Origin of the sequence: Geobacter grbiciae, assembly GCF_018531165.1 — a bacterium.
Lineage (GTDB): Bacteria > Desulfobacterota > Desulfuromonadia > Geobacterales > Geobacteraceae > Geobacter > Geobacter metallireducens.
Window position 1 is genome coordinate 129,690 of sequence record NZ_JAHDIW010000007.1, and the last position, 13,231, is coordinate 142,920.

General features: G+C 66.2%; 10 protein-coding genes. 6 read left to right on the forward strand and 4 right to left on the reverse strand.

Annotation, left to right across the window (positions count from 1 at the left end; all coding sequences use genetic code 11):
* Positions 1-29 precede the first annotated feature (29 nt).
* From uvrA to KJB29_RS10560, 4 genes are all read left to right on the forward strand, one after another.
* Entirely contained in the window at positions 30-5,744 is a 5,715-nt protein-coding gene (uvrA, locus tag KJB29_RS19705; protein WP_215734547.1) for an excinuclease ABC subunit UvrA, read from the forward strand.
* Between the two features lie 74 nt (positions 5,745-5,818).
* Positions 5,819-6,193: a hypothetical protein gene (locus KJB29_RS10550; protein WP_004513455.1), complete on the forward strand. Its 375-nt coding sequence runs from the start codon at positions 5,819-5,821 to the stop codon at positions 6,191-6,193.
* Positions 6,194-6,215: 22 nt separating this feature from the next.
* The gene (locus KJB29_RS10555; protein ID WP_004513456.1) at positions 6,216-6,575 is read left to right on the forward strand and encodes a DUF2784 domain-containing protein; all 360 of its coding nucleotides are present in this window, start codon (positions 6,216-6,218) and stop codon (positions 6,573-6,575) included.
* Positions 6,576-6,658: 83 nt separating this feature from the next.
* Positions 6,659-7,726, forward strand: a complete 1,068-nt coding sequence (locus KJB29_RS10560; protein ID WP_004513457.1) for an NADH:flavin oxidoreductase/NADH oxidase — start codon at positions 6,659-6,661, stop codon at positions 7,724-7,726.
* Positions 7,727-7,735: 9 nt separating this feature from the next.
* Here the strand turns inward: KJB29_RS10560 and KJB29_RS10565 are convergent, their stop codons facing one another.
* Positions 7,736-8,224 carry an FmdB family zinc ribbon protein gene (locus KJB29_RS10565; protein ID WP_004513458.1) on the reverse strand — a complete coding sequence of 163 codons (489 nt, stop codon included), beginning with the start codon at positions 8,222-8,224 and terminating at the stop codon, positions 7,736-7,738.
* Between the two features lie 135 nt (positions 8,225-8,359).
* Between KJB29_RS10565 and KJB29_RS10570 the strand changes: the two genes are divergently transcribed.
* Positions 8,360-8,542: a MerR family transcriptional regulator gene (locus tag KJB29_RS10570; RefSeq protein WP_004513459.1), complete on the forward strand. Its 183-nt coding sequence runs from the start codon at positions 8,360-8,362 to the stop codon at positions 8,540-8,542.
* Between the two features lie 55 nt (positions 8,543-8,597).
* On the opposite strand, the gene KJB29_RS10575 is transcribed toward KJB29_RS10570, so the two are convergent.
* On the reverse strand, positions 8,598-9,338 hold the full coding sequence (locus KJB29_RS10575) for a hypothetical protein (protein ID WP_215734548.1): 741 nt from the start codon (positions 9,336-9,338) through the stop codon (positions 8,598-8,600).
* 233 nt (positions 9,339-9,571) lie between these two features.
* Here KJB29_RS10575 and KJB29_RS10580 point away from each other — a divergent pair, with 233 nt between their 5' ends.
* Positions 9,572-10,927, forward strand: coding sequence for a DEAD/DEAH box helicase (locus tag KJB29_RS10580; RefSeq protein WP_004513461.1), 1,356 nt, complete (start codon positions 9,572-9,574; stop codon positions 10,925-10,927).
* A 217-nt stretch (positions 10,928-11,144) separates the two neighbouring features.
* Here the strand turns inward: KJB29_RS10580 and KJB29_RS10585 are convergent, their stop codons facing one another.
* A complete protein-coding gene (locus KJB29_RS10585) occupies positions 11,145-12,086 on the reverse strand; it encodes a methyltransferase domain-containing protein (protein WP_004513462.1) in 942 nt (313 codons plus the stop codon).
* A 13-nt stretch (positions 12,087-12,099) separates the two neighbouring features.
* Entirely contained in the window at positions 12,100-12,993 is an 894-nt protein-coding gene (locus KJB29_RS10590) for an ATP-binding protein (protein ID WP_215734549.1), read from the reverse strand.
* Between the last annotated feature and the right edge of the window lie 238 nt (positions 12,994-13,231).

Genomic DNA, 13,231 nt, shown 5'->3' on the forward strand with positions numbered 1-13,231 from the left:
GCACGTTTTGCCTGCTATACTCTCTCCCCATGAGCCACGAATCGATTTCCATCCGCAACGCCCGCCAGAACAACCTCAAAAATCTCGATCTCGACCTTCCCCTCGGCGAGCTGATCGTCGTCACCGGCGTCTCCGGGTCGGGGAAGTCGTCCCTGGCCTTCGACACGGTCTATGCCGAGGGGCAGCGCCGCTACGTGGAGACCTTCTCTCCCTACGCCCGCCAGTTCCTGGAGCGGATGGACCGTCCGGCGGTGGATCGGATCGACGGCATCCCCCCGGCCATTGCCATCGACCAGACCAACCCGGTCCGCACCTCCCGCTCCACCGTGGGAACCATGACGGAGCTGAACGACCACCTGAAGCTCCTCTTCGCCCGGGGGGCGCGGCTCTTCTGCCGCGGTTGCGGTCGGCCGGTCAGGCGCGACACGCCGGAGAGCATTGTGGATGAGTTGCTGGCGCGAGGCCCTCACCCGGCCTCCGGCCACCCTCTCCCGGAGGGCGAGGGTAAAAATCTCTCCCTCTCCCCCTCTGTCCTCGTCACCTTCCCGGTGCCGGTACCGGCGAACTTTTCCGCCGACGAGGTGAAGGGGTTTCTGGCCGGCCAGGGGTACACCCGCATCCACCGGGAGGAGGGCGGCGTCCTGGAGGTGATCCAGGACCGCACGCGGCTGGACCCGGAGAACCGCTCGCGGCTGGTGGAGGGTATGGAGGGGGCGCTGCGGGTCGGCCACGGGCGGCTCTTCATCTATCCCCTCGGCGGCGACGGCGCGCCGGGGGGGCCGTGGCGCTTCTCCACCGACCTCCACTGCCCCGACTGCGACATCTCCTACCACGACCCGGCCCCCCATCTCTTCTCCTTCAACTCGCCAGTGGGGGCCTGCGCCACCTGCCGGGGGTTCGGCCGGGTGATCGGCATCGACCACGGCCTCGTGATCCCCGACGAGTCCAAGACCCTGGCCGGCGGCGCGGTGAAGCCGTGGCAGACCGAGAGCTACCGGGAGTGCCAGGACGACCTGATGACCTTCGCCGCCAAGCGCGGTATCCCCGCCGACGTGCCGTGGCGGGAGCTGACGGAGGCCCAGCGGGAGTGGGTAATCGAGGGAGAGGGCTCCTGGGAGGACGGGCTCTGGTACGGGGTGCGGCGCTTCTTCGACTGGCTCGAAACCAAGAGCTACAAGATGCACATCCGGGTGCTCCTCTCCAAGTACCGGGCCTACACCCTCTGCCCCGCCTGTCGGGGGGCGCGCCTGAGCCCCGATGCGCTCCTCTGGCGGCTCGGGACGAAGGAGGAGGCCGACCGGGTTCTCGCCCCGGAGCTCCGCTTTCGCCCCGAGGGGATGGAGCTGTCCGATGAGATCCTGCGTAATCTTCCCGGCCTCACCATCCACGATGTCATGCTTCTCCCCCTGGACCGCTGCACCGAGTTCTTCGGCGCCCTGGCGCTGCCGCCCCCCCTGGACGAGGCGGCGGAGCTGCTCCTGCGGGAGATCCGTGCCCGCCTCGGCTACCTGGGGACGGTGGGGCTCGGCTACCTGACCCTGGATCGCCAGTCCCGGACCCTCTCCGGCGGCGAGGTGCAGCGGATCAATCTGACCACGGCCTTGGGGACCTCCCTCGTCAACACCCTCTTCGTGCTGGACGAACCCTCCATCGGCCTCCATCCCCGGGATATGGGGCGGGTGATCGGCGTGCTCCGGCAGTTGCGGGACGCCGGTAATACGCTCCTGGTGGTGGAGCACGACCCACAGGTGATGCTCGCCGCCGACCGACTGCTGGATCTCGGCCCCGGACCGGGGGAGCGGGGGGGCGAGGTGGTCTTCTTCGGCACGCCGGGGGGGATTCTGCGGGAGAAACGGTCGCTGACGGGGGAGTACCTGGCGGGGAGACGGCGGGTGAGCCCTCACCCGGCCTTCGGCCACCCTCTCCCGGAGGGCGAGGGTTATGATAGCCCCCTCTCCCGCCGGGAGAGGGTTGGGGTGAGGGGAGAGGAGAGGGAGAATGCCGGATACCTCGAAATCCTCGCCGCCGCCGCCCACAACCTCGCGGGGATCGACGTCCGCATCCCCCTGAACCGCCTCGTCTGCATCACCGGCGTCTCCGGCTCGGGCAAATCGACTCTGGTCCAGGATGTGCTCCACCGGGGGCTTCTGAAGCTGAAGGGGAAGCCGACGGAGCTGCCGGGGGCCCACGCCGCCATCAACGGCGCGGAGCTGATCGGCGACGTGGTGCTGGTGGACCAGTCCCCCATCGGCAAGACGACCCGCTCCAACCCTGCCAGCTACGTGGGGGCCTTCGACGCCATCCGCAAGCTCTTCGCGGCCGAGCCCCTGGCCAGGGAGCGGGGGTACACCACCGGCACCTTCAGTTTCAACGCTGGCACCGGGCGCTGCCCCGCCTGCGGCGGCAACGGCTTCGAGCACGTGGAGATGCAGTTCCTCTCCGACGTGTATCTGCGCTGCCCCGACTGCGACGGCCGCCGCTACCGCCCCGAGGTGCTGGAGGTGCGACTCGTGCCGGCCGGGGATGGGCGCCCCGTCTCCATCGCTGACGTGCTGGAGATGACCGTGACCGAGGCGGTGGCCTTCTTCGCCGGCCAGCGGGAGGTGCTCCGGGGTCTCGAACCCCTGGAGGCCGTCGGCCTCGGCTACCTCCGCCTGGGCCAGCCGGTGCCGACCCTCTCCGGCGGCGAGGCCCAGCGCCTGAAGCTGGCCGGCCACCTGGCCGAGGCGGGGAAGAAAAGGTTTTCCCGGTCCCCGGTCCCTGGTCCCCGGTCCCCGGTTTCAAGTCCCCGGTCCCTGTTTTTATTCGACGAGCCCACCACCGGCCTCCACTTCGAGGACATCGCCCGGTTGCTGGCCGCCTTCCGACGGCTCCTTGAGGCCGGCGACTCCCTGGTGGTGATAGAGCACAACCTGGATGTCATCGCCGCTGCCGACTGGCTCCTGGACCTGGGACCCGAGGGGGGCGACGGCGGCGGGCGGCTGGTCTGCGCCGGCACCCCGGACGAGGTGATGGTGTGCGATGAGAGCCACACCGGTCGGGCCCTGCGGGAGTACGGGGAGGAACTGGCCGCCCTGGTGAGGGAGTCGACCCGGACTGTGGCAGAGGCGCCCCCCGCCGTGGTGCCGGACCGCTCCATCCGTATCGTCCACGCCCGGGAGCACAACCTGAAGAACGTCACCATCGCCGTCCCCCGGGACCGCTTCACGGTCATCACCGGCATCTCGGGGAGCGGCAAGTCCACCGTCGCCTTCGACATCCTCTTCGCCGAGGGGCAGCGGCGCTACCTGGAATCCCTCAACGCCTACGCCCGCCAGTTCGTCCAGCCGGCGGCCCGTCCCGACGTGGACGCGGTCCTCGGCATCCCCCCCACGGTGGCCATCGAGCAGCGGACAAGCCGGGGGGGGCGCAAGAGCACCGTGGCGACCCTGACGGAGATCTACCACTTCCTCCGGCTCCTCTTCGTGAAGCTCGGGGTGCAGCACTGCCCCGACTGCAGCATCCCCATCACCCCCCAGACCCCGGATGCCATCGTGGCCCGGCTCCTGCGTGATTTCCGGGGGAAGCGGGTGGCGCTCCTGGCGCCGCTGGTCACGGCCCGTAAGGGGTACTACACCGACTTGGCCAAGTGGGCCGCCGGGAAAGGGTTTACAAGCCTCCGGGTGGATGGCGTCATGACCCCCGTGGAACCGTGGCCGCGGCTCGACCGCTTCCGGGAACATGACATCGACCTTCCCGTGGGGGAGATCACGGTGGCGGCGAAAGGGGAGGGGGCGCTGCGGGAGCTGCTGGACCGGGCCCTCGCCTTCGGCAAGGGGGTGGTGCGGGTGGCGGTGGCGGGGGGGGAGGAACAGCTCTACTCGACGCTCCGCGCCTGCACCTCCTGCGGCCAGAGTTTTCCTGAGCCCGACCCGCGGCTCTTCTCCTACAACTCCCGCCATGGCTGGTGCCCCCGCTGCTTCGGCACGGGGCTGGAGATCCCCGGCTTCGACGCGGAGCAGTCCGGCGAGGAGATCTGGTGGAACGAGTGGTTCGAGGGTGAGGAGCGGACCTGCTCCGCCTGCCACGGCGCCCGCCTCAACCCCGAGGCCCTGGCGGTCCGCTTCCGGGACCGGAACATCGCCGAGTTGACGGCCCTTACCGTGACCCAGGCGGCTTTCTTTGTGCGCGACCTGGGGCTGGAGGGGCGGGAGGCGGCCATCGCCCGGGATATCGTGGCCGAGATCACGACGCGGCTCGCCTTCCTGGGCGAGGTGGGGCTCGGCTACCTCGCCCTGGACCGGGCGGCACCCACCCTCTCCGGTGGCGAGGCCCAGCGGATCAGGCTCGCGGCTCAGCTCGGCTCGAACCTGCGGGGGGTCTGCTACATCCTGGACGAGCCCACCATCGGCCTCCATCCCCGGGACAACCGGATGCTCCTGGACACCCTGCGGAAGCTGGAGGGGAAGGGGAACACCATCGTGGTGGTGGAGCACGACGAGGAAACCATCCGCCGGGCCGAGCACGTCATCGACCTGGGCCCCGGCGCCGGCGTCAACGGCGGTCTGGTGGTGGCCGAGGGAACCCTGGAACAGGTGATGGCGGCCCCGGACTCCCTCACCGGCCGCTACCTGGCGGAGCCCCTGCGCCACCCCCTCGTGGAGCGGCGTCCCGCACCGACACCGGAGGAGCCGAGTATCCAGGTGCTGGGGGCCACCCTCCACAACCTGCAAGGGGTCGACGTCGCCTTCCCGCTCCGGCGGCTCGTCTGCGTCACCGGCGTCTCGGGGAGCGGCAAGAGCACCCTGGTGCGCAACGTCCTCCACTCCTCCATCCAGGGGCTCCTGGCCCACGGCAAGGGAGCCCATGCCGCGGCCGGGTGTCGGGAAATCACCGGGTGGGAGCAGCTCACTCGCGTCCTGGAGGTGGACCAGACCCCCATCGGCAAGACCCCCCGGTCGTGCCCCGCCACCTACGTGGGGTTCTGGGACGCCATCCGGAAACTCTACGCCGGCACCACCGAGGCGCGGCTCCGGGGGTACGGCCCCTCCCGCTTCTCCTTCAACGTGAAGGGGGGGCGGTGCGACGAGTGCGAGGGGCAGGGGGTGAAGACCATTGAGATGAGCTTCCTCCCCGACGTGAAGGTGGCGTGCGAGGTCTGCGGGGGCTTGCGCTTCAACGCCGAGACCCTCATGGTCCGCCACCGGGGGAAATCCATCGGCGACCTCCTGGCCATGAGCGTGGACGAGGCGGTCGGGTTCTTCGCCGCCCACCGGGCCATCCTCCACCCGCTTCAGCTGCTGCAGGACGTGGGACTGGGGTATCTGACCCTGGGGCAGCAGAGCCCCACCCTTTCCGGAGGCGAGGCCCAGCGGATCAAGCTCGTCACCGAGCTGGCCAAGGCGAAGCCGGTGAAGGACGCGCTCCGGGTGCCGCGAAACGCACCCCACTCCCTCTATATCCTGGACGAGCCCACCATCGGCCTCCACATGGCCGACGTGGAGAAACTGGTCCGGGTCCTCCACCGGCTGGTGGCGGCGGGGAATTCGGTGGTCGTCATCGAGCACAACCTGGACGTCATCGCCGAGGCCGACTGGCTCATGGACCTGGGGCCCGAGGGGGGGGACGGCGGCGGGATGGTTGTTGCCCAGGGAACGCCGGAGGAGGTGGCCCGTATGGGCGGCGTTTCCCACACGGGGCGGATACTTGGGGAGTTCCTGCGGGAGCGGGGATCGGAAGGGGAAGTAAAGCGGACACGAGAGTGATTTCTCCCTTGAAGTGAAGGGGAGGGGTGTTGTAGGTTGTTTCGAAATTAGAATTTGATAAAAGGGGGAATGGTATGCCAATCACAAAGGGTAAAGTATTCGGCGGGATAGCCGGAATAGTGGTGCTGGTGCTGGTGGCGATTGCCGGATACACATGGTTTTCTCTCACCTGGACCTATTCCACGGGGGAGCGCGCCGGATACGTGCAGAAGTTCTCGAAAAAGGGATGGGTGTTCAAGACCTGGGAGGGTGAGCTGCAGATGCTTCCAGTGCCCGGCGCAATCCCGGAGAAGTTCGCGTTCAGCGTGAGGGATGACGCCATCGCCCAACAGATCAATGCTGCCGTAGGGAAAAAGGTCGTTCTCCACTACGGGCAGCACAAGTGGGTTCCCTCGACGATCTTCGCGGAAACGGAATACTTCGTGGAAGAGGTGAAGGTGCTGGAGTAGCCGGGAGCGTGCCGGAGGCGTGATGGGGTATTCGCTCCTTGCCGATGCGGTGGTGCTCGTCCACGGCCTGTTCGTGCTCTTCGTGGTGCTGGGCGGGCTTGTGGTGCTCCGGTGGCCGCGGCTGGCATGGCTCCATGTTCCGGCGGCCATATGGGGAGCCATGATCGAGCTGAGCGGCAAGGTCTGCCCCCTGACCTACCTGGAGGTCCGCTTCCGGCGCCTGGCCGGGGAGACGGGCTACACGGAGAGCTTCATCGAGCACTATATAGTCCCGCTCATCTACCCGCCTGGGCTCACGCGGGGGTGGCAGATAGCCGTGGGGCTTCTGGTGGCGGCCCTGAACCTGGCGGTCTACGGAGTGCTCCACCGTCGCCGTCGCTAGCCGTCTGTCCCGTCTTCCATTCCTTTACTCCCCCCTTCCGTCTGATACACTCTTCCTGAACACCACGAACGGAGGAGATCCCCATGAGTGCCCTTTTCACTCCCTTTACCCTGCGGTCGGTCACCTTCCGCAACCGCATCTTCGTCTCCCCCATGTGCCAGTATTCGAGCCTTGACGGGATGCCTACCGACTGGCATCTGGTCCACTTGGGGAGCCGGGCCGTGGGGGGAGCGGGTCTCGTGATGGTGGAGGCGACGGCGGTGAGTCCCGAGGGGCGCATCAGCCCCGACGACAGCGGCATCTGGGACGACCGGCATGGGGAGGGGTTCGCCCCTATCACCCGCTTCATCGCCGAGCAGGGGGCGGTTCCCGGAATCCAACTGGCCCATGCGGGCCGCAAGGCCTCCACCGATCTCCCCTGGCGCGGCGGGCTCCCCTTGGGGCCAGAGGCCCGGGGGTGGCAGCCGGTGGCGCCGAGCCCCCGCCCCTTCGCGGCCGATTATCCCGTTCCCCGGGAGCTGACGGTGGAGGAGATGGACGATGTGGTCAGCCAGTTCCGGGATGGGGCCCAACGGGCGTTGGCCGCCGGTTTCCAGGTGGTGGAAATTCACATGGCCCACGGCTATCTTCTCCACGAGTTCCTCTCCCCCCTCTCGAACCGACGGACGGACGACTTCGGCGGCAGCCTGGAGAACCGGATCCGTCTCCCCCTTCGGGTGACCCGGGCGGTGCGGGAGGTGTGGCCCGCCGATCTCCCCCTCTTTGTCCGGATATCCGCCACCGACTGGGTCGAGGGTGGATGGGACCTGGATCAATCGGTGGTCCTTGCCCGAAAGCTGAGGGAGGCTGGCGTCGACCTCGTCGACTGCTCGGCCGGCTTCCTCACTCCCGACGCGGTCATCCCCTTCGGATCGGGGTACCAGACCCCCTTTGCCACTGCCATCCGGCGCGAGGCCGGAATCCCCACGGGGACCGTCGGTTTCATTACCGACCCGGCCCAGGCGGAGCAGATCGTGGCCACGGGGCTCGCCGACGCGGTACTCCTGGCCCGGGAGATGCTCAGGGATCCCTACTGGCCCCTCCACGCCGCCCGTTCCCTCGGGGTCAACGTTCCGTGGCCTCCCCAGTATGAGCGGGCGAAACTCCCCTGATAGCCGCAATTACATGGTATAAAGCGTATCGTCGTGGGCCGGGGGGGCGAGCCTCTTTTTTATCCCCCGAATCCCCTCTTTGGCAAAGGGATTGTCGGCGTCGAGGAGGTCACCCATCTCCGCCTCGATCTTTTCCGGGTCTTCGCCTGCCTCCAGCCGTCGCATGGCCTCCTCGAATCCCGATCCCAGATTCATCCCCGTGGCATCCTGGAGTTTGCGCATGAAGCGGGCCATCTGCCGGGGGTCGTTCTCGTCCATCCCCTCCATCTCTCCGGCCAGCCCCATCATGGCCCGCTCCAGCTTTTCCTCGTCCAGATCGGGCATCCCTTCCAGCGGTTCTTCTGTTCTCCCCTTGGAGAAGGCGAAGCGGGATACCTGGCGTTGCAGTTCGTGACGGCCGCACCGGGGGCAGTCGGGGCGCTTCTCCGTATCCACCCGGCGGGAGAGGAAGTTGAAGATGGTGTGGCAGTCGGCGCAGTAGAATTCGTAGACCGGCATTGATGGGGCTCCTTTCGATACCGTATGCAGCAAGATAACCACGGAGTTCCTGCCCCGTCAAGTTCGGTGGTCCCGGAGACGGTTGCGGTATGGGGTGGTATACTGGAAGCAGGTTCCCGGGAAGGAGGCAATGTCATGTCCATGGATAAAATCTGGTATACCCTCGATGAGGCGGCAGCGAAATTCGGCGTTCCCTCGGCGCGGATTCTCTCGTGGGTGGAGGATGGCCTTGTGCGAAGCGAGGATGAGGGGGGGAAGATCGTCCGGGTGAACGGCGACGACTTGGAGTTGAAGGTGGAGGAGTTGACCGGCCTCTGACGGGAAATCACGTTAATCCCAGGACGGCGGCGAGATGGCGTAAAAGTCGCAGCCCCTACGGAAGAGAGAGGGTGAAGGTCTCTTCTCCATATTCGGTGGCTGTGTAGTAGGCGGCCATGAAATCTCTGCTGCGCCGGGCAACTGCGTAGTTGAGCCCCGTGGCCGCGGCCGCCTGCTCCAGGAGCTGGTCGTCACCGAGTGAGGGGTTTTTCTTCCGGGCTGCATCGATGGCCTGGGTGATGGCAAGCCCCGCGGCGAAGGTCTCCCTGTCGGGGAGGTAGAGGCGGGGGCGGTCCACCGTTTCACCCTTTTTATCCTTGGTGCCGATGAGGGTGTTGGCCTCCTCCATCTGCTCCAGGGAGGGGATGCCGTAGCGCATATCCACCTTCCCCCGGTCCCAGGTAACCTCGGCCATGGCACAAACGGGGCAGTCCACCGAGGGTTTCAGGGTCAGGACGATTCTCTCCGCTGCCGGGACTTTCTCCTTCAGCTTCTTCAGCATCGCCACCGCCGCTGCCTTCAGGTCCGACCGATCGCTGTCGAAGGTGACGATTCCGATTCCCTCCACGGTTTTCCCCCTGTTGCCGAACCTGACGTTCCGCACCTCGAAGTTGAGATCTTTCCGCACTGTTCCCGTCACAAAGGGGGGCTCCTTGGCGGCGGGGGACGGCACCGCCGGCGCCGGGTTCCTCTGCTTCGGTTCGGGCTCCAGCCAGAGGCCGATCCGCCACGCCAGGAAGAGGGCGATGAAAAGAGAGATGATGCCGGTGACGAGCTTGTAGGTTCTGCCGTTCATGGGGATTCACCTGCCAAGGGAGTTGATGGCCGCGGTACTGATTCCAAGGGTACAGTGATTGACTGGAAATGCAAACGTAGAGGGGGATGTGCGGCATAATCCCTTGACAGATTTCGTCCAAAACTGCTACGGTCTTGCCATTACCATCAGCTGTTCCCGGATACCGCGACAATCGTAAGCCCTGGAATTTACCAGGGCTTTTTTGCTTCGAGGAACGCAGAAAGAAGGAATCAATGGAATTCAAGGAGTTCAACCTCCACCCCCAGGTTATGGCCGGTGTCACGGCGGCGGGGTACACGACCCCTACGCCGATCCAGGCCCAGGCGATACCGACTGTCATGGAGGGGCGCGACGTCATGGGGCTCGCCCAGACCGGCACGGGCAAGACCGCAGCCTTTGCGCTGCCGATCCTGCATCGGCTCGCCCAGGGAGAGCGGGGGCGCGTCCGGGCCCTGGTCATTGCCCCCACCCGGGAGCTGGCCGAGCAGATCAATGACAGCTTCGTCACCCTGGGGCGCCAGACCCGGCTGCGGAGTGTCACCGTCTACGGCGGCGTTAACGTCAACCCCCAGATTCAGAAGCTCAAGGCGGGCGCGGAGATCGTCGTGGCTTGCCCGGGGCGGCTCCTGGACCACATGGCCCAGGGGACCATCGACCTCTCGCACCTGGAGGTGCTCGTCCTGGACGAGGCGGACCAGATGTTCGACATGGGCTTTCTCCCTGACCTTCGCCGGATCCTGAAGCAGCTTCCCCCCAAGCGCCAGACCCTCCTCTTCTCGGCCACCATGCCCATCGACATCAGGGTCTTGGCCCAGGAGATCCTGCGGGACCCGGTCACGGTGCAGGTGGGGACCGTGGCCCCGGCGGTCACCGTCACCCATGCCCTCTACCCGGTGGAGCAGCACCTGAAGACGCCGCTCCTGCTGGAGCTGTTGCGTCACACCGACACCGAGTCGGTCCTCATCTTCACCCGCACCAAGCACCGGGCCAAGCGGCTGGGTGAGCAAATGGAGAAGGCCGGCTACAAGGCCGCGTCCCTCCAGGGGAACCTCTCCCAGAACCGGCGCCAGGCGGCACTGGACGGGTTCCGGGACGGCACCTTCCAAATCCTCGTGGCCACCGATATCGCCGCCCGGGGGATTGATGTCTCCCAGGTGTCCCACGTCATCAACTACGACATCCCCGACACCGCCGAGGCGTACATCCACCGCATAGGCCGCACGGGCCGGGCCGCCCGCAGCGGCGACGCCTTCACCATGGTGACGAGCGAAGATACGGCCATGGTCCGCACTATCGAGCGTAAGCTCAACACCTCCCTAGAGCGCCGCACCATGGCCGGCTTCGACTACAGCGTGCCGGCACCGAAAAAGGACACCGAGTTCGCTCGTCCCCCCCGGCAGCCCATGCCGTCCCGCCGTCCCACGGAGGCGAAGAAGGGGGGAGCCCGTCAAGGTGCATCCCATCAGCCGGGAAGCGCCAAACCCGCCGAGGGGAGGCGTTCCCAGCCCCAAGCTGCGAAGGCAAATCCAGCCCGCACCGCCGGAACCGGTGGCCAGCGCACCGGCCAGCAGCGCCGTCAGCCCCGCTGACCTGCACTGCTGTCACGGAAACGAAAGAGGGGGAAGCTGCGCTGGCGGCTTCCCCCTTTCTATTAAAAAGTCAGTTGAATAACACGGAGAGACGGAGAACACGGAGAAAATAAAATAGATTGAAATGCTACAGAGGCGAGAACATTGCTTTCAACGGGATTGGCTTGAAAGGGTTTTACTCCGTGCTCTCCGTTTCTCCGTGTTATTTGATGTCTTATTACCGCTCCGCCACCAGGAACTCGCTCCTGATCAGCTCGAAGTGGTTGCGGTGGGAGCGGATCTTCCACCAGACGCTCCCCTCCCGGGCGACGGTCCAGGGGGGGGCGATGATCGCCTCCTTCCCCCCCAGGATTGCCTTGACGTTGTCCATTCCCCGCCCCGAGTAGGGGCCCGACTCGGTTCCCCCAAGCCATTTCTCTTCCGGCGCGTTGGCCGTGGACCAGGAAAAGGGATCGGACAAGAGGAACGATGCACCAGACAGTCGGGCGACCCGGTTCATCTCGTAGAGGTGGGCCAGGGGGTAGGAGACCCGGTCGATGAGGTTCAGGGAGGCGGTCCGGTCGAAGGTCTCCCGGGCGAAGGGGATGGCCAGGGCGTCGGCCACGACGAACTCCACTTCGTCGGTCCGCCAGCAATCGGGGAGGGTAAGGCGGAATTCATCCCGCAGGTTCCCCTCCCGGGGAAGGGAGAAACGGATCTGTCTCTCCCGGGCAAGTTGCCGCGCCGCCCGGATGAAGGTGAGGGAGAGATCGAAGCCCACCGCGAGCCCGCTCCGCTGCCCCAGTTCGAAGGTGAGCCTCCCCACGGCGCAGCCGGCATCGAGGGAGGTTTCGGCGTTTCCGGCAAGGGCTGACGCCCAGGAGGCGTAGGCGTCACCCGCCTCCGGGTCCCCGGCCAGGTCCGCGAAGTGGCTCCAGAGATAGGTGGCCAGCGTCCCCTGCTCCTCGTACTTCCACTGTCCCCCCGACGGCCCCGTGTCCGGATCGGGAAGGAGCACGGCAATACCGTCCCGGATCGGGAACCGGCGCCGGCATCCCTTGCAGGAGAGGTGGCCCGCCGTGATGTCGCCGTCCGCTTCGGCGGTGGCCGTGAGCTCCAGGGGGCGCTCCTTGGGGAGGCAGGCGGGACAGACGAGGAGGGGGGCAATGCTCCGCTTCATGGGAGTCGGCGCCTCACGCGGCCTGTCTGGCCAGGAGGTACTTGCCGACCCAGTGCTTGGAGAACTGGTAGGCGGTGCGGCCGCAGCGCTTTTTCTTGTCGTGGGACCACTGGATGGCGTCGAGCCTTAGTTGCTCCGACCAGGGGATATCCACCTCCCGGGTGCGGGCCTCGCGCTCCACGCAGAGGCGCACCGCTTCCAGGTAGCGGTCCTGGGTGAAGACGTGGAACGGCACCCAGAGGCCGAACCGGTCCGAGAGGGCGATTTTTTCCTCCGTGGCCTCGCTCTCCTGCAGTTCGCCGTTGACCAGCTTCCAGCCTATGTTGTCGGATTCGTACTCGGGAAGGAGGTGACGGCGGTTGGAGGTGACATAGATCAGGACATTCTCGGGAGGGGAGTAGACCGACCCGTCCAGGGCGCTTTTGAGGATCTTGTAGGTCAGTTCCCCCGGCTCGAAGGTGAGGTCGTCGCAGAGGAGGATGAAGCGGTAGGGCTCGTTCTCCACGGCGGAGAAGATGTCCGAGAGATAGATCAGGTCTTCCTTCTCCACCTGGATGACCCGGAGCCCCTCGCAGGCGTACTCGTTGAGGAGCGCCTTCACCAGTGACGACTTCCCCGTCCCCCGGGACCCCCAGAGGAGGGCGTTGTTGGCTGGGAGCCCCTTCAGGAACTGGCGCGTGTTGCTGATCATGATCTCCTTCTGCTTCTCCACTCCCAGCAGTTCATGGAGGGAGGTGGTATCGGTCACCCTGACCGCCTGGAGAAAGCCGGAAAAGGAATGGCGGCGCCAGTTGGCGGCGTAGCAGGTGGACCAGTTGACCGGCTTTACGGCCCGGGGGAGGAGCATCTCCACGGAGCTGAGGACGCGTTCCAGCTGGGCAACGAATTCGGGTTTCATGGTAAGCATGGTTTTTCTCTTTTCGTGATGTTGATTATGCAAGTTTGTGAGACTGTAGCGACGTGTTCGCGGTAAAGCGGCTAACGGTTCGAAAAAACAAGATAAAACAGTGGTTGTTTTTGGTATACGTCATCCCAGCGCCCTCTGTCAAGTCCAAACCCCGGGCCTGTGGCCGTAAACGCGCTCCCCGCGCGGGTAGGGAGAATTCCCTTCCGCACACGGAAAAGCCCCCGGCCGCGAGATACGA